The organism is Rhodococcus sp. 14-2483-1-2 (assembly GCF_002259405.1).
Classification (GTDB): Bacteria; Actinomycetota; Actinomycetes; order Mycobacteriales; family Mycobacteriaceae; genus Rhodococcoides.
This window is the reverse complement of sequence record NZ_NPFW01000022.1, coordinates 849,992-867,569: the sequence shown is the minus strand read 5'-3', so window position 1 is coordinate 867,569 and position 17,578 is coordinate 849,992. Positions and strand designations below refer to the sequence as shown.

At 67.5% G+C, this 17,578-nt stretch carries 13 protein-coding genes; 8 read left to right on the top strand and 5 right to left on the bottom strand.

Going from position 1 to position 17,578, the window contains the following annotated elements; genetic code table 11:
* Positions 1-33 precede the first annotated feature (33 nt).
* From nirB to CH295_RS25060, 4 genes are all read left to right on the top strand, one after another.
* A complete protein-coding gene (gene nirB / locus CH295_RS25075) occupies positions 34-2,529 on the top strand; it encodes a nitrite reductase large subunit NirB (RefSeq protein ID WP_094742137.1) in 2,496 nt (831 codons plus the stop codon).
* A 121-nt stretch (positions 2,530-2,650) separates the two neighbouring features.
* On the top strand, positions 2,651-3,043 hold the full coding sequence (nirD, locus tag CH295_RS25070; protein WP_037189868.1) for a nitrite reductase small subunit NirD: 393 nt from the start codon (positions 2,651-2,653) through the stop codon (positions 3,041-3,043).
* The gene (locus CH295_RS25065) at positions 3,040-4,251 is read left to right on the top strand and encodes a uroporphyrinogen-III synthase (protein ID WP_094742136.1); all 1,212 of its coding nucleotides are present in this window, start codon (positions 3,040-3,042) and stop codon (positions 4,249-4,251) included. The genes nirD and CH295_RS25065 overlap by 4 nt, the downstream gene beginning before the upstream one ends.
* Entirely contained in the window at positions 4,251-4,979 is a 729-nt protein-coding gene (locus tag CH295_RS25060) for a sirohydrochlorin chelatase (RefSeq protein ID WP_094742135.1), read from the top strand. Before CH295_RS25065 ends, CH295_RS25060 begins: the two co-directional genes overlap by 1 nt.
* Here CH295_RS25060 and CH295_RS25055 read toward each other — a convergent pair.
* From CH295_RS25055 to CH295_RS25040, 4 genes are read right to left on the bottom strand one after another with little or no spacing between them, the layout of a single operon-like run.
* Entirely contained in the window at positions 4,933-6,720 is a 1,788-nt protein-coding gene (locus CH295_RS25055; RefSeq protein WP_094742134.1) for an NTP transferase domain-containing protein, read from the bottom strand. The genes CH295_RS25060 and CH295_RS25055 overlap by 47 nt on opposite strands.
* 13 nt (positions 6,721-6,733) lie before the next feature.
* Entirely contained in the window at positions 6,734-7,180 is a 447-nt protein-coding gene (locus tag CH295_RS25050) for a PaaI family thioesterase (RefSeq protein ID WP_037189865.1), read from the bottom strand.
* Complete coding sequence (locus tag CH295_RS25045; RefSeq protein WP_094634148.1) at positions 7,177-7,518, bottom strand: MGMT family protein; 342 nt, start codon at positions 7,516-7,518, stop codon at positions 7,177-7,179. Before CH295_RS25045 ends, CH295_RS25050 begins: the two co-directional genes overlap by 4 nt.
* Positions 7,519-8,295, bottom strand: coding sequence for an alpha/beta hydrolase (locus tag CH295_RS25040; RefSeq protein ID WP_037190235.1), 777 nt, complete (start codon positions 8,293-8,295; stop codon positions 7,519-7,521).
* Between the two features lie 100 nt (positions 8,296-8,395).
* Here CH295_RS25040 and CH295_RS25035 point away from each other — a divergent pair, with 100 nt between their 5' ends.
* The gene (locus CH295_RS25035) at positions 8,396-11,713 is read left to right on the top strand and encodes an ATP-dependent helicase (RefSeq protein WP_094742238.1); all 3,318 of its coding nucleotides are present in this window, start codon (positions 8,396-8,398) and stop codon (positions 11,711-11,713) included.
* Positions 11,710-15,126, top strand: coding sequence for an ATP-dependent helicase (locus CH295_RS25030; protein WP_094742133.1), 3,417 nt, complete (start codon positions 11,710-11,712; stop codon positions 15,124-15,126). Before CH295_RS25035 ends, CH295_RS25030 begins: the two co-directional genes overlap by 4 nt.
* Here CH295_RS25030 and CH295_RS25025 read toward each other — a convergent pair.
* Complete coding sequence (locus CH295_RS25025) at positions 15,089-15,475, bottom strand: DoxX family protein (RefSeq protein ID WP_037190232.1); 387 nt, start codon at positions 15,473-15,475, stop codon at positions 15,089-15,091. The genes CH295_RS25030 and CH295_RS25025 overlap by 38 nt on opposite strands.
* Before the next feature lie 105 nt (positions 15,476-15,580).
* On the opposite strand from CH295_RS25025, the gene CH295_RS25020 reads away from it, so the two are divergent.
* On the top strand, positions 15,581-16,648 hold the full coding sequence (locus CH295_RS25020; RefSeq protein ID WP_032398311.1) for a potassium channel family protein: 1,068 nt from the start codon (positions 15,581-15,583) through the stop codon (positions 16,646-16,648).
* A gap of 24 nt (positions 16,649-16,672) precedes the next feature.
* Positions 16,673-17,575, top strand: a complete 903-nt coding sequence (gene nudC / locus CH295_RS25015) for an NAD(+) diphosphatase (RefSeq protein WP_094742237.1) — start codon at positions 16,673-16,675, stop codon at positions 17,573-17,575.
* The last annotated feature ends 3 nt before the right edge of the window (positions 17,576-17,578 follow it).

The window sequence follows — 17,578 nt, the reverse complement described above, 5'->3', positions numbered from 1 at the left end:
CCTGCACGGCAACGTAGATCGGAAGGACCCGCAATGAAGAACGCGGTAGTGGTAGGTCACGGGATGGTCGGACACCGATTCGTCGAAGCGTTGCGTGCGCGCGACGAGGCGGCCGAGTGGAAGGTCACGGTCCTGTGCGAGGAGGCACTGGCGGCGTACGACAGGGTGGGACTGTCGTCCTACGTCGGTGCCTGGGACCACAAGGAACTCGCTCTGGCGGGGAACGATTATCCCGGCGACACACTCGTCGAGATGCGCACCGGAGTACGTGCCGATCGCATCGACCGTGACCACCGCACCGTCGTGACCTCGGCGGGAGACGCGGTCGAGTACGACGCTCTTGTCCTCGCCACCGGTTCCTACCCGTTCGTGCCGCCGATCACCGGACACGACCTGCCCGCGTGCTTCGTCTACCGCACCCTCGACGACCTGGACAAGATCCGTGCCCGCGCCGACGCTGCGGGACCGGGAGCCGTCGGTGTGGTGGTCGGCGGTGGTCTGCTCGGGCTCGAAGCGGCGAACGCGCTGAAGAAGATGGGCATGACCCCGCACGTCATCGAGTTCGCTCCACGATTGATGCCGCTGCAGGTGGACGAGGGCGGCGGTGCGCTGTTGGCCCGCCTCGTCACCGAACTCGGGCTGAACGTACATGTGGGAGTGGGCACGTCGTCGATCTCCGAGAACGACAGCGCCGGCCTGACGGTCGAGCTGAGCGACGGCAGCACCATCGACGCCGCGTTGCTGGTGTTCTCCGCCGGTGTGCGTCCCCAGGATCGGCTGGCACGCGAGAGTGGCCTCGAGGTCGGTGAGCGCGGCGGCATCATGGTCGACATCGGTTGCAGTACCTCCGACCCTGCCGTCTACGCGATCGGCGAGTGTGCCGCCGTCGAGGGTCGGTGCTACGGGCTGGTCGCTCCCGGATATTCGACGGCGGAGGTCGTGGCCGACCGATTGCTCGGCGGCGCAGCACAATTCCCGGGTGCAGACATGTCCACCAAGCTCAAGCTGATGGGTGTCGACGTCGCCAGTTTCGGCGACGCGATGGCTGCTACTCCTGGTGCGCTCGAGGTGGTGTTCAGCGATGCGCCCAAGGGCACGTACGCCAAGCTCGTCGTGACCGACGACGCGAAGACCCTCCTGGGCGGCATCCTCGTCGGCGATGCTTCCGCGTACTCGCTGCTGCGTCCGCTCGTCGGGCGCGAGTTGCCCGGCGACCCGGGAGCCCTGATCTCACCGGCGGCCGAACAGGTCGGGATCGGTGCACTTCCCGACGACGCCGAGATCTGTTCCTGCAACGGCGTGAGCAAGGGTGCCATCTGCTCGGCGATCGCCGACGGGGCCTGCGATCTGGCGGCCGTGAAGAGCTGCACCACCGCGGGCACCACCTGTGGCGGATGCCTGCCCTCGATCAAGTCGCTGCTCGCCGCGTCCGGTGTTGTCCTCTCGAAGTCGTTGTGCGAGCACTTCTCTCAGTCCAGGGCCGAGCTGTTCGAGATCGTGCGGGCCACGAACACCCGCACCTTCTCCTCGCTGATCGCCAAGTACGGTGCGGGAACGGGGTGCGACATCTGCAAGCCCGTCGTCGCGTCGATCCTCGCGTCGACCTCCTCGGATCACATTCTCGACGGCGAGCAGGCGTCGCTGCAGGACACCAACGACCACTTCCTGGCCAACATCCAGAAGAACGGCACGTACTCGGTTGTACCCCGGATGCCCGGCGGCGAGTGCACGCCCGAGCAACTGATCGTCATCGGTGAGGTCGCCCGCGATTTCGGGCTGTACACCAAGGTGACCGGAGGTCAGCGCATCGACATGTTCGGTGCCCGCGTCGAGCAGCTACCGGCGATCTGGAAGCGCCTCGTGGACGCGGGTATGGAATCGGGCCAGGCCTACGGAAAGTCGCTACGGACGGTCAAGAGCTGCGTCGGATCGAGTTGGTGCCGTTACGGCGTCCAGGATTCGGTGGGGATGGCGGTCGATCTCGAGAACCGCTACCGAGGTCTGCGGTCGCCGCACAAGATCAAGTTCGGAGTCTCGGGCTGCGCACGAGAATGCGCCGAGGCCCGCGGCAAGGACGTCGGAATCATCGCGACGGAGGGCGGCTGGAACCTGTACGTGGCCGGCAACGGCGGTCAGTCACCCAAGCACGCTCAATTGCTGGCCTCCAACCTCGACGATGCCACCCTGGTCAGCTACATCGACCGCTACCTCATGTTCTACGTGCGCACTGCCGACCGGCTGCAGCGCACGGCACCGTGGCTCGAATCGCTCGACGGGGGACTCGATCACCTCAGAGCCGTCGTGTGCGAGGACAGCCTCGGGATCGGTGCGGAGCTCGAGGCCGACATGGGACGCCACGTCGCCGGATACAAGGACGAGTGGGCAGGCGTGCTCGAAGACGACGAGAAGCTCGGTCGATTCGTCTCCTTCGTCAATGCCCCGGACGAGGCCGACCCCACCATCGCGTTCGACGAGTCCGGGGCGCGCAAGGTACCCGTGCTCATGGGAATGCCACGTATCGGCGCGTGAGCCGACGCGGGAGCTGACAACCGGCAGGTCACGAAACTGAGTGCATGTGCACAGACGAGTAATCGCGACTTAACGGGTCAGAAACACAAGCAACGTGGAATAGCTGATCAGGAGGTGCGCCATGACTGTCATCGATTCATCAACAGTGAAGTCACCAACAGCGGTACCGAACGGCATCGCTCGTGATTGGACCCCGGCCTGCACACTCGACGCGCTGATTCCAGGGCGCGGAGTGGCGGTGCTCCTGCGAGGCGGCACCCAGGCAGCGCTGTTTCTGCTCGACGACGGACGACTGTTCGCGGTGGGCAACATCGATCCGTACGGACGTGCAGCAGTGATGTCACGCGGACTGGTGGGAGACCGTGGGGGCGAACCCACCGTTGCATCGCCGCTGCTCAAGCAGGTCTTCTCCCTGGCCGACGGGCGCTGCCTCGATGACCCGGAGGTCACCCTCGGATCGTTCGAGGTCTCCTGCGTCGAGGGCGTCGTGCTCGTGCGCGGCGGTTCTACGTGAGCGAAATCGCCGGGGCAGCAACGCCTCTGGCCGGGTTCACCGTCGGGATCACCGCGTCGCGTCGGGCGGAGGAGTTCGCGACTCTGCTCGAGCGGCGCGGGGCCACCGTGATGCATGCCCCCGCAATTCGCATCATCCCACTGGCCGACGACGCCGAACTCGAACGCGTCACCGCCGCCGTCATCGAGAATCCCCCCGAGATCACCGTCGCCACAACAGGAATCGGATTTCGCGGCTGGATCGAGGCAGCAGACGGGTGGGGTCGGGCAGAAGAACTGGGGCGCGCACTCGGCGCGTCGCGCCTGCTGGCTCGCGGACCTAAGGCGAAAGGTGCCATCCGAGCGGCCGATCTGCGCGAGGAATGGTCGCCCGCCTCGGAGTCCTCGGCGGAGGTACTCGAACATCTGCTCGCCGAAGGGGTGGAGGGCAAACGCGTCGCCGTGCAGCTGCACGGCGCGACCACCGAATGGGAGCCTGTTCCCGACTTCTGCGAGGTGTTGCGCTGCGCAGGAGCCGAAGTGGTTCCGGTGCCGGTGTACCGCTGGACCGCGCCCGACGACCAGAGCCCGATGGACCGCATGATCGAAGCCGTCGTCGTCGGCGATCTCGACGCCCTCAGCTTCACCTCGGCACCGGCGGTGGCGTCGATGCTGATGCGCGCCGACGAGAACGGCGTGCTCGAACCTCTGCTGCAATCCATGCGATCGAGGGTGCTGCCGGTGTGCGTCGGACCGGTCACGGCCGCGCCCCTCGAGCAACTGAACGTGGCCACCACGCAGCCCGCACGGGCGCGTCTGGGGGCACTCGCGCGGCACATCGCCGAGGAACTGCCGAGGCGAACCGGCCGGCTGCATGCCGGCGGGCACGTCGTCAGCGTCCGCGGTAAGTGCGTGGTGGTCGACGGTGAAGTTCGACCGGTGTCCCCGGCAGGCATGGCACTGATGAAGACATTGGCCCGCAATCCCGGACGCGTCGTCTCCCGTGAGGACCTGTTGGCCTCGCTGCCGGGCGGAGGCGGCGACACCCATGCGGTGGAAACCGCGATGACCAGACTCAGGTCATCGCTCGGCGCGCCGAAAGCGATCCAGACCGTGGTCAAGCGTGGCTATCGCATCGCACTCGATCACATAGAGACCGAAACGGACTGCGATCCCGACGAGCCTGCCGTGCACGCACGTGCGGCCGTCGTAGAAGGGGGAAAGTACTGATGACACCGACTTTGGTGTTGGTTGCACACGGCACCCGGAACCCTCGTGGTGTCGAGATGATCGCCGCACTCGCCGATGCCGTGTCGACGCAGATCGGTACCACGCGCGTGGCATTCGTCGACGTACTCGGGCCGTCCCCGGCCGAGGTGCTGCGTGACACCCCCGAGTCGGCGGTGGTGGTTCCCGCTTTCCTTGCGTCGGGTTACCACGTCCACACCGATGTGCCGCGAGAGATCGCCGACAGCGCCCACACGTCGGTGGCGGTCACCCGCGCTCTCGGACCCGACCGGGTGCTGGCCGAGGTCATGCTGGACCGATTGCGCGATGCAGGATGGCAGGCGGGTGACTGCATCGTGCTCGCTGCCGCAGGATCTTCCGACGCCCGTGCGTTGGAAGAACACCGGCGCGCGGCAGCGATGCTGGCCGACGTCGCTCGGGTCCCGGTACGGATCGGGTACGTCGCCACCAGTACTCCCACCGTGTCCGACGCGGTGTCGACTCTGCGCGAAGCCGGGCACACACGTGTGTTCGTGGCGTCGTATCTGTTGGCGCGCGGGCTCTTTCACACTCGTTTGGGTGACGCCGGGGCCGACGGCGTCGGTGAACCGCTCGGAGTGCATGCCGCGATCGTCGATCTCGTTGTCGCTCGGTATCGCGAGGGTGTTCGCTCTCTCGGTGGATCTAGCGGTGCGGCAGCGGAAGAATTGTCACCGGCTCGTCGGCGCTGACCTCGGCAGGAATCACAGCCAGTGCGTCGCGGCCGACGAGGTGACCCAGGTGCGCCGTGCGGACCTGGGTATCTGCTCGCCACCGCGTGCCGTCCGCGGTGACCGGGACGATGCGGGGAGTCGCGGACCGAACCTCGGCGGCGTTGGACAACAGGCCGATCCGCGATGGGCCCACCGTTCTCCCGGTCAGGGCATCGACGATGGCGGGCGCGGTGAGCATCGCGGTACCGACGGCCGCCAGCGGGTTCCCCGGTAGGCCGAGCACGACCGTGCCGTCGGGCAGTGCCGCGGTGATCTGAGAACCGCCGGGACGCATGCGCATTCGTCCGACGACGGTTTCGGCATCGATGCCGGCGAGGGTCGCGCGGAGCTGATCGGCCGCCCCGCCTCCGGTTGCCCCGACGACGACGATCACGTCCACGTCCTGGGTTCGGGTCAGCACGTCTCGAAACCCCGTCGCAGAGTCGTCGAGCAGCGTCACATCGACGACGGTGATGCCGCAGTGTGCAAGGTACTCCGGCAACACCGACCCGAGAACGTCCCTGGTCTGGCCGGGAGCGAGTGGTCCGGTGGATCGAATCTCGTTGCCGCTGATGATTACTCGTCCGCGTACCGGACCGCGCACCGCCACCTCGAACACCTCGGCACTGGCGGCGAGTGACCTTACGGCCGCATCGATCGGGGTGAATGCTGCGACGAGTTCGGTCCCGGGCAGCCAGTCCTCGCCGCGCCGACGCGTGTCGTCGGATTGCGGTGCCGTCGGAATCCGCCGAGCCGAATGGTCGGACTCGCGGGTCATGTGTTCGTCGCGAACCACCGACGTCGCTCCGGGCGGAAGCGCAGCGCCGGTCGCGATGCGCACGGCCGTTCCTTCGGTGAGTCTGGCGATGTCGGCGCTACCGGCGTACGCGATGTCGGACCTGAGCGTCCATGGTTCGGTGCCGCAGACCGCGTACCCGTCCATCGCGGAGATGTCGACTGCGGGCAACGCGGTCTGGGATACGAGGGGTTCCGCGAGGACGGTTCCGGCGCTGTCCTGCAGGGGAATTCGCCTGATCGGCAGGGCGGGGATCCGGCTCCGAATGCGGTGGAGTGCGTCGCCGAGCTCGAGTGTCTCCGACGGCCGTGCGGCCAGGCGGGCGGCGAGAAGATCGGCGCGGGTGTCGCAGTCCTCGACACCGGAGACTGCGATCACCAGATGATCGGCCGGAAGGATGGTGCGCATGGGCGCGCCATCCACCGAATCCAGCTGTGCCACAGCGGAACGCAACGCGGCATACCGCCAGACTCCCAGCAGGAACTGCGTGCGACCCGCATCGTCGCGCGCGAAGACGGCGTCGGCCTGCGTGTTCTGCATCGAATCGATCAACGAAACGACCGCCTGGGCGTCGAGAAACGGGATGTCCGACGCGATGACCACCACCAGATCTGCAGTGCCCTCCGGATCTGCACGGTCGTCGAGTGATCGCAGTCCCGCGGCGAGAGCGGCGACGGGCCCACCGCCCGCGGGGGACTCCCGAGTCTGCACCACGTACTCGGGTACTCCGGTACGGGTCGGGCCCACGAGAACCGTTCTGCGGCAGACCGATACGGCGTCCACGGCAATGTCGACCATGCGACGACCACCGACGGTCATGGCAGGCTTGTCGACCTCCTGCGGCGCAGTGGGGTGCTCGGGATCTGCCATCCTGGATCCTCGGCCGCCGGCGAGGACGATCGCGTCGCAGACCGGCTGTGTCACGGTGCGAGCTCTGTCATGTCGGCAGCGGCACGTTCTGCAGGCGAACCTGCCCGCGTGCAATGACTTTTCCGCTGTCCGAGGCGGTGATCGTCACCAGCCACAGTTGCTGAATTCTGCCTTGCTGCAACGGTTCCGCGACAACGTCGACGCGGCCGCCTTTGCTGGCGCGCAGAAAGTCGGTGCCGTTGTGTACGCCGACCGCGAACTCGCCACGATCCTTGACCGCTTCGCTGGCACCGATGCTGGCGGCGCTCTCGACGGCAGTGGTGTAGACGCCGCCGTGGACGACGCCCCACGGCGTGAAGTGCTCGTCCGTCAAATCGATGTGCCCCGCCACTCTGGTACCCGAGACCTCGTCGACGACGAGACCGGCGGAGGCGACGAAGGTGCTCGCCTTCGACAGCGCGAACTTCGCCGTGGGGCGTGGATCGAACTGCTCGAGTGCGTCCCTGATGTTCATTCTCCGAGATTAGTGGTCGGTGCAGGTGACGGTGGGAGCGCCCCGAAGTCGAATCGAATCGAGCTCACTGGCACCCGCCCGTCGTGAATCTGCACGCCTTCGCTGCGCAGAGTCTCGAGCTGCCTCGAGGCCAGGTGCGGGGCGGGTCTTCCGCTTGCGCCGAGGACTCGATGCCAGGGCAGGTCGGCGGAATCGGTGCGCATGATCCATCCGACGATGCGAGGGCTCGACAGGTCGGCAGCGGCCGCGATGTCTCCGTACGTGGCGACGAATCCCGAGGGAATGGACGCGACCAACGCGCGAACTCGCTCGACCTGGTCTTCGGTGATCGGGGCCATCTAGAGCACGGATCGCACCAGCTCGGCCACCTCGACCGGCTTGGCCTGGCCGACCATGTGATCGCAGTCGAGTTCGACGGTACGCAGGTTATCGCCCAGTCGATCTCGCAGCGCCGAGAGAAATTCCTCTGTGACATAGGGAGGTTGGACGCGCATGGCCCGCACCACGATGGTCGGGACGGACTCGGCGGGGACCACGATCGGACGTGCGAGCTCGCCCCATGTCGCGACGATCGCCGGAATCGACATTCGCCATGCGACCTTGCCGCCGTCGGCGGGGACCAGGTGATCGGCGACCTCGCGGTCGAGCAATTCGGTCGGTACATCCGCCCACGCCCCGTGGATCTTCTCCGAGCGCGCCTCGTCGGCGTCGGTGTAGTCGGGGGATTTCGCGGTCGCTTCGGCCACCTCGAGCAATTCCTCCGGCGGCAACGCGATCGCGGGATCGAGCAGAACCAGGGCACGTACCGCTTCGGGGAATCGCTGCGCGAGATGTACGGCCAGCGCGCCGCCGTACGAATGTCCGAGGACCACGACCGGGCCACGTGCATGGGCGTCGAGCACGGATTTCAGAGCAGTGACCTGCGCGTCGATGTCCCAGGGCGGAGTGGACGGGGAATGCCCGTGGCCGATGAGATCCGGAGCCAGAATCCTGGCTTCGGGGAGGTGATTGTCGGCGAGGTCCCACCAGCGGGCACCATGGCCGGTCACACCGTGAACGGCGAGGATTTCGGGACCGTCTGCGGGTCCGAACGTATGCAGATTCAACTCGGGCACGCCGACCACTATGCCGTACGGACGGCCGCGACTCCGGTCCGACGGGTATCGACGACTGCCGTGGTCCGGTCTGTCGGTGGCTCGTGATTGCATCTGTGTCATGAGCTCGGACGGCAGACACGGCGCGACGGTGACTCTCGTCCGTGCACCCAAGGTCGCTCGCCCGGCACGTGAGTGGACCGGCTCGGCAGCTCGGCTGCTGTCGTCGATACCCGACTCGGCAGCAGAAGCCGCGAAAGGCGCTCCACGATGGAATCCGTGGCAGATCCTGGGTGGCCCCGGCACGGGTAAGACCTCGCTCGTCGCGGACTACGCCGTCTCGCGCATCGTCACCGGTGATCCGGAGTCGGTTCTGGTGCTCACGCAGTCCAAACGGGCGGCAACCGCGGTGCGCGAGGTCATCACCTCGGGTCTCTTCAGCGGCGATCACGCACTGCGGGCGACTCGTGAGCCGTTGGTACGCACCGTGCACTCCTACGCCTTCGCGGTGCTGCGGCTGCAGGCCTCCCTGTACGGCAATCCGCCACCGCGATTGCTGACCGGTGCCGAGCAGGACGCCGTGGTGCGCGAGATGCTGCGCGGCGATCTCGAGGACGGGGCAGGCGACTGGCCGGAGCGGCTGCGTCCGGCACTGGGCACCGCGGGATTCGTCACGGCGGTGCGAGACATGATGCTCAGGTCCGCCGAACGCGGGATCGGTCCGGAAGACCTCGTCAAACTCGGTCGCAAACACGGCAGGCCCGAGTGGGTTGCCGTCGGGAGATTCGCTGCCGGATACGAGCAGGCCATGTTGTTGCGCGGTGCCGTCGGAGTGGAAGCGGCAGGAGCGACGGCACCGGGTCTGGACGCCGCCGAGCTGATCGGTGCCGCGCTGATGGCGTTCGCCACCGATCCCGAACTGCTGCGCAGCGAACGCGCCCGCATCCGGCACCTCGTCGTCGACGACGCGCAGCACCTCGATCCGCAAGCGGCACAGCTGGTTCGGCTGATCGGCACCGATACCGAATCCACCGTCGTCGCCGGAGATCCCGATCAATCCGTGTTCACTTTCCGGGGTGCTGATCCCGCCTTCGTGGCCGACCTGGTCGAGGTGGACTCGCCGCGCCGCGTCGTGCTCACTCGCAATCACCGGTCCGTGCCCGAGGTCGCGGAGCTGACCGACATCATCGCCGGACGGCTGCCCGGGCTCGGTCGGCACCGCTGTCCGGAACCGGTGGGCACCGCCCGCTTCGGTGAACCGACAGCGCGAGTGCACGTCGTGTCCTCGCCCGCGAAGGAAGCGGCGATCATCGCCGACGCCATGCGTCGTGCCCACCTGATCGACGGCATGCCATGGTCCGAGATGGCGATCGTGGTGCGTTCCGTGCCGCGCACCCTCGCGCCGTTGCGTCGGGCTCTGCACGGCGCAGGGGTGCCGATGATCACCCCGACCTCGGAGCTACCGCTGCACCGCCAGCACGGGGCCGTGGGTCTCCTGCTGGTACTGCGGGCGATCTCCGACCCGAGCTTCGACGGTGAAGATGCACTGGCGTTGCTCTCCGGGCCGATCGGCGGAGCCGATCCGGTGGGTCTGCGACGATTGCGCCGGGGCGTGCGCAGGCTCGAACTCGCATCGGGCGGCGAGCGCGACTCGGCCGAGCTGCTCAGAGTCGTCCTCACCGACGACGCGCGGGGGAGCGCCGGGTGGACCGGCGGACTCTCGGATGTGGAGTCCGCCCCGTTGCGCAGAGCCCTGGGTGTGATCCGGAAGGCACGAGCGCTCGCCCGCGCGGGCCGCGGTGTCGAGGACGTGTTGTGGGCGGCGTGGCAGGCCTCGGGGCTCGAGCGGCGTTGGTCCACCGCGTCCGCCTGGGGTGGCTCGGCAGGTACTCAGGCCGACCGCGACCTGGATGCGGTGGTGGCGCTGTTCGACGCGGCGGCAGCATATGTCGACAGGTTGCCGCGGGCTCAGATCGGTGGATTCCTCGATTACATTGCGCAGCAAGAGATTCCCACTCTGAATTCACACCGCCCCACGGTCCGGGCCGACGCGGTGACGCTGCTGAGTGCGCATTCTGCTGCGGGTCGGGAATGGGAGCTCGTCGCGGTTGCCGGGGTGCAGGAAGGGCTGTGGCCCGGCCTGCGGTCGCGTGGCAGCCTCCTGGGCACCGACACCCTGGTCGACCTCGTATCCGGCAAGGTCGATGCGGCTGCGGCGCTCGACGGGCGACTGTCGAAGTCGGCACCGCTGCTGGCCGAGGAGCGCACGCTGTTTCTGGTGGCGTGCAGTCGCGCTCGATCGATCTTGCTCGTCACGGCCGTCGATTCCAGTACCGGAGATGCCGACCTGGTCCGGTCTCGATTCGTGGACGAACTACGCGGCATCGACGGCGGAGGCGAGTCGGATCCGGCACTCGAGCTGCCCGGGCCGGAGCCTGCACACCGAGTGTTGGCGTTGCCCATGCTGGTGGCCGAACTCCGGAGTGTGGTGTGCGATCCCGTTGTCGCCGAGCAGGATCCGGACAAGCGAGCCCGAGCGGCGCGGCATCTGGCCACACTCGCCGCGGCCGGTGTCCGCGGCGCGCATCCCGACGAGTGGTTCGGGGTGGCAGGGCCGAGCACCGACGCGCCGCTGTGGCAGCTCGGCGACGGCCCGGTGCCGCTGTCCCCGTCGACGGTGGAACAACTCACCACCTGTCCGCTCCGGTGGATGCTCGAACGTCACGGCGGCAACGACGGCACCAACACCCATGCGGTCACCGGCACGCTCGTGCACACTCTCGTCCAGGCGGTGGCCGGTCGGATACCTTCGGAGCAACTCCGTCGCGCTCTCGAAACAGCATGGGATGCAGTGGATCTCGGATCGCAGTGGTACTCACGGCACGAGCTCGACCGAACCGGGGCGATGCTCGAGACGTTCGAGACGTGGTTGCAGGGCAGTCGAGGCGAGCTCACCGAGGCCGGAGTCGAAGTGCGCGTCGACGGCATACTCGAGGCTCGCTCGGAGGACGAGCCGGCGGTGGCGTTGCGCGGTCGCATCGATCGGCTCGAGCACGATCCCGACGGCCGACCGGTGATCATCGACGTCAAGACGGCCAAGACCGTCATGTCCAAGGAGGATGCCCAGGGCCACCATCAGCTGGCCACCTACCAGGTCGCCGCGGCAGCCGGTGCCATCGAGGGCGAGCCTGCGGGCGAGCCGGGCGGAGCGCGGCTGGTGTTCGTCGCCAAGCCCCACAACAAGGACGGGGCCACGCAGCGTGTCCAGGAAGTGCCGACACCGGAGAAACTCGAGGAGTGGCGAGACACCGTGCACCAGGCCGCATCGGCAACACAGGGACCCACGTTCGAGGCGCGGATCAACGACGGCTGCAGGCACTGCCCGGTCAAATCCAGTTGCCCGGCACACGAGACGGGTAGACAGGTGACCGAGCAGTGACGTCATCGACGAAGACACGGACCGGTTCGGTGCGGGTGTCGCCGGTCGAGCTCGCCCGGGCGCTCGGGCAGAAGCATCCACCGACCGACGAACAAGCCGCGGTGATCGCAGCGCCGCCCGGCCCGACACTCGTCGTCGCGGGGGCAGGTGCCGGCAAGACCGAGACCATGGCTGCCCGCGTGGTGTGGATGGTGGCCAACGGTTTCGTCGACCCGGATCAGGTTCTGGGTCTGACCTTCACCCGAAAAGCGGCACAGCAGTTGACCTCTCGGATCAGAGCTCGGCTGGCTCGGCTGGCCGGATCCGACCTGGTGCGCGCACTCGACCCCAGCCTGGCACTGCGCGAGCGAATCCTCGGTGCCGAGCCGGAAGTGAGTACCTATCACTCCTATGCAGGTCGACTGCTCACCGAGCACGGTTTGTTGTTGCCGATCGAACCGTCCGCGACACTGCTCTCGGAAACCGAACTGTGGCAGCTGGCCCACCGTGTCGTCAGTACCTGGGACGGCGACCTCGACACCGACCGCAACCCCACGTCGGTGACCGAGGCCGTACTGGCACTCTCCGGTCAGTTGGCCGAGCATCTGGTCGATCCCGAGGATCTGCGCCACGCGCACGTGGAGCTGGAGAAATTGGTGCACACTCTCGGGCCGGGGCCGCGACAACGCGGCGGCCCCACCAAGGAATTGCTGAACATCCTCGACGCGCAACATCAACGAATCGGGTTGTTGCCGTTGGTGGAACGGCTGGCGCAGACACTGCGGCGCGAGGGCGCACTGGATTTCGGCTCGCAGATGTCGATGGCGGCGCGGGTCGCTGCCGAGCATGCCGAGGTGGGAATCGCCGAACGGCAACGCTTCCGGCTCGTGTTGCTCGACGAGTACCAGGACACCGGGCATGCCCAACGCGTCCTGTTGTCGTCTCTGTTCGGTTCCGGCAGCGACCCGCAGTTGGCCCTGACCGCCGTCGGCGACCCGATGCAGTCGATCTACGGGTGGCGCGGCGCATCGGCAGCAAATCTGCCTCGGTTCGCCACCGATTTTCCGAAGGCCGACGGAAGTCCGGCACCTCGACTCGAGCTGCTCACCAGCTGGCGAAATCCGCCCGAGGCCTTGACGCTGGCCAACCTGATCACCGACCCACTGCGCCGCGTCGGTGTGCCGGTGCCGACCTTGCGGGCCCGGCCGGGTGCGGTTCCCGGCGATGTACGACTGGCCGTCACCGACACCGTTCTTGACGAACGAGAGTGGATCGCCGACCGGATCGCGGGGGAGTACCGCGCTGCCCTGGAGCAGGATCGCACCCCGCCCACCGCCGCGGTTCTGGTGCGCCGCAACGCCGATGCCGAGCCGATCGCGGAGGTGCTGCGCAGCCGCGGGTTGCCGGTGGAGGTCGTCGGGCTCGGTGGATTGCTGCACGTTCCCGAGGTGGCCGACATCATCGCGATGCTGCGGCTGGTGGCCGACCCCACTGCCGGTAGCTCGGCGATGCGCATCCTCACCGGCTCTCGGTGGCAGATCGGGCCGACGGATCTGCGGGCACTCTCGCAGCGGGCCCGAGAACTCGAGATCCGCGGCGGTTACGGCACCGCGGGGCGCGTCGACGACCCGGAGGCACTCGATGCGGCGCTCGGTAGCGCCCTGCCCGGCGAGCAGTCGGAGCAGGCCGGCCTGGCCGACGCGATAGCCGATCCCGGTCCGGCCGAGCGGTACTCGGAGGTGGGGCATCGCCGGATCGTCGCCCTGGCAGGCGAGCTGCACCTACTGCGCGATCGAATCGGTCAGCCGCTGACGGAATTGGTCGGCGACATCGAACGGATCATGGGCATCGGTGTCGAAGCTCAGGCCCGCACACCGATCAGCACCGACGGTGCGGTCGGTCGTGAACATCTCGACGAATTCGCCCATGTGGTGGCCGATTACGCCGACAATCCGTCCGCCACGGTCACCGGATTCCTGTCGTTCCTCGCCGCTGCGGAGACGGTCGAGGACGGCCTCGCCCCCGGAGAGGTCGATGTCGCCCCCCATCGCGTGCAGGTGCTCACCGTCCATTCTGCGAAAGGCCTCGAATGGGAGTTGGTGGCGGTCCCGCACGTGGCGAAGGGCGTGTTCCCGTCCTCGAACGCATCCTCGACCTGGCTCGGGGCGATGGCCGAGCTGCCGCCGTCGTTGCGCGGTGACCGCGCACTCGACGGCGAAGGCTCGGAAGGGGTTCCGGTTCTCGAACTCGACCGGCTGCACAACCGCAAGGACCTCGAGGACGCCGTCAAGGGTCACAAGGATGCGCTGGCGAGGCGTCGACTCGCCGAGGATCGCCGACTGTTCTACGTGGCACTCACCCGAACCGAACGGGTGCTGCTGGTATCTGCGCATCACTGGGACGAGACCGCCACGAAGCCGCGTGGGCCATCGGAATTTCTCGACGAGTTGCACACGCACATCGAGCAATTCGCCGACACAGCAGTGATCGAGCAGTGGGCCCCGGCCCCGGACGACGGGGCGTCGAACCCGCTCGGGGCGGTACCGCACACCGCGTCCTGGCCACGCGATCCACTCGGTCCCAGACGCGGAGCAATCGAGAGCGGTGCGCAGGAGGTACTGCGCGCGCTGGCAGATGTCTCGGCCACACCGAGCGAAGAGCGTGACGGCGACCAGGATCGAACCCAGGACGACCCCGAGAACTGGGCCGCGGACGTCGATACTCTGCTGGCCGAGCGGGCCGCGAGATCGGTCGCGGGAGTCGACGTCGCTCTTCCCGGCAACCTGTCGGTGACGCAGCTGGTCGACCTCGCGGCGGACCCCGATGCGTTGGCGTCGCGCCTGCGGCGGCCGCTCCCGTTCCCGCCGAACCCGTTGGCGCGTAGAGGAACCGCGTTTCACGCCTGGATCGAGCGGCGGTTCGGCGCGACCCGACTGCTCGACCTCGACGAATTGCCGGGCTCGGCCGACACCGGGGCCTCGGCCGACGTGGACCTCGAAACCCTCCAGCAGGCGTTTCTCGAATCGGACTGGTCGCTCCGCAGCCCCGTCGAAGTGGAAGTGCCGTTCGAGACCTCCGTGGCGGGAACAGTACTGCGCGGGCGCATCGACGCAGTCTTCGCTGACCCGGACGGCGGTTGGACCGTCGTCGACTGGAAGACGGGCGCAGAGCCGACGGCGTCGGAGCGGCGGGCGGTGGCGATGCAGCTTGCGGCCTACCGGCTGGCGTGGGCCGAGCTGATGTCGATCGGGCGCACCGAACCGGTTCCGCTCGATCGAGTGCGCGCAGCGTTCCACTACGTGCGCAGCGGTCACACCATCTCGCCCGAGAACCTGCCGGACGCAACGGAATTGGCCCAGCTGCTCGAGGGGCCGGCCGGGTCCGAGCGGCCGGGGGCTACGGTGCGTTCCGGCGAGCCTTCAGAGCCTCGGTGACCAGTGGGATCTGCAGCGGAAGTCGGGCGAGCATCGCTGCTTTGAGAGCCGGCGAGGTCTTGGGGCTCTGCACGTACTTCCACGCCAGGTTGATGTTGGCGGGGAAGACCACGACGAACAGGGCCGCTGCGAGTGCACCGCCCAGTCGACGGGTCCGCGGTGCGGCAAGCGTTGCGGCCACGGCGAGTTCGGCGACGCCCGAGACCTGCGTGTAGGTCCGCGCCGAGCCGGGCAGGGCCGTCGGTACCTGGGCATCGAAGAACTTCGGCGTGGCGAAGTGCAGAACTCCCGCTCCGGCCAGCAGTCCCGCGAGGCGCAGTGCGGCTGCCTGACTCGATCTCTGTGTCATGCCCATACCGTGCCACACCCAGCGTCGTCGGCACAGAAGCCTGGCATGGGGTTACGCTGCGTGCCGTGAATGATCTCGACTTCGGTGAGTACCTCGGCGGGCGACGTGGCAGGTAGGTTGCGGGCGCGCCTGAGCGACAGTGGCGCGCTGACCGACAAGCCCGACTTCGCGCTCGTGGGAGTGCTCCGGGTACCCGAACTGGAATCGAGTCCGTGGCGCGCCATCTACAAGCGAGTTCTGATGGCGCTGGGGATCCTGTTCCTGGCGGCGTTCGTCGTCTATCTCGATCGCGACGGTTACAGCGACAACCAGAACGGCGAATTGTCCTTCCTGGACGCCTTCTACTACGCAACCGTGTCGCTGTCGACGACGGGATACGGCGATATCGCACCGATGAGCCCGTCGGCGCGACTGGTCAACATCCTGGTCATCACACCCCTCCGGGTCCTATTCCTCATTCTGTTGGTCGGTACCACGCTGTCGGTTCTCACCGAGCGGTCCCGGCAGGCATTCAAAATTCAGCGATGGAGACGCAGCGTGCGCAATCACACCGTGGTCATCGGTTTCGGCACCAAGGGCCGTACCGCAGTCGACGCGATGCTCGGAGACGGCGTGTCGGCGTCCGACATCGTCGTCGTCGACACCGATCAGACGGTTCTCGACGCCGCATCGGCCCTGGGCCTGGTCACCGTTCACGGTTCGGCGACCAAGTCCGACGTGCTCAGACTCACCGGAGCTCAGCATGCGGCGGCCATCATCGTCGCGACCAACCGGGACGACACCGCGGTGCTGGTGACTCTGACCGCCCGCGAGATCGCTCCGAAGGCCAAGATCGTCGCGGCCATCAGAGAAGCGGAGAACACGCACCTGCTGCGTCAGTCCGGTGCCGACTCGGTGGTCGTGTCCTCGGAGACTGCGGGCCGCCTGCTCGGGATCGCCACGTCGACCCCCTCCGTGGTGGAGATGATCGAAGATCTGTTGACCCCGGAGGCAGGCTTCGCCATTGCCGAGCGCGAAGTCGAACGCGACGAGGTGGGTGGATCTCCGCGGCACCTCACCGACATCGTTCTCGGAGTGGTGCGGGGCGGCAAACTGTTCCGAGTCGGCACTCCTGAGGTCGATGCAGTCGAGGCATCCGATCGCTTGCTCTACATCCGTCGCGTGGGTGACTAGGCGAGGCCAAGTAGGGTCGTGCGCGTGCCGAACTTCCAACTCGCCCACCCACCTCGACTGTCCCGATCGCCACTGAACAGGGCAGAGGAACTGCGCCGAGACACCGCAGCGTTGGCAGCGGGTTGGCCGACTGCTCGCATCCTGAACGTGGACGGCAGAGGCAGATTCGCGGTGGACGAGAACGGACTGGTGCTCGGCCCCGCCGCGGACGTCGCTGCCGAGCCGACGGCCGACGCGGTCTTTCTCGGAATTCACGGCGATCGACACCTGTGGGCTCGCCGGGTGGAGATCGTGGCAGGCACGGTCGGCGACTTGCGTACCGACGGTGATCGACTGGACAGCGACGCGTTGTCGATGGTGACCGGTGCCCTGGCGATCCTCAATTGGCATGCGAGCGCGCAGTTCAGCTCACTCGACGGTGCACCGTCGGTTCCGTCGAGCGCGGGGTGGTCGCGGACGAGCACGTCCACCGGTCACGAGGAATTCCCGCGTACCGATCCGGCGGTGATCTGTCTGGTTCACGACGGTGGCGATCGGGTGCTGCTGGCGCGAGCACCTGCGTGGCCCGAGCGTCGCTTCTCGGTGCTGGCAGGCTTCGTCGAGGCCGGTGAATCGCTGGAAACCTGTGTGACGCGGGAGATCAGAGAAGAAGTGGGCCTCGACGTCTCCGACATCGAGTATCTGGGTAGCCAGCCCTGGCCGTTTCCGCGTTCGGTGATGATCGGGTTCTCCGCCGTCGCCGACCCGGAGCAACCGCTGCACTTTCAGGACGGCGAGATCGCCGAGGCCCATTGGTTCGATCGAGCAGAAGTTCTCGCCGCGCTCGAGCTGGGCGACTGGGGATCGGAATCGACCTCCCGGTTGCTTCTCCCGGGCTCGATCTCCATCGCTCGGGGAATGCTCGAGGCGTGGGCGGCGACGGCCTGACGC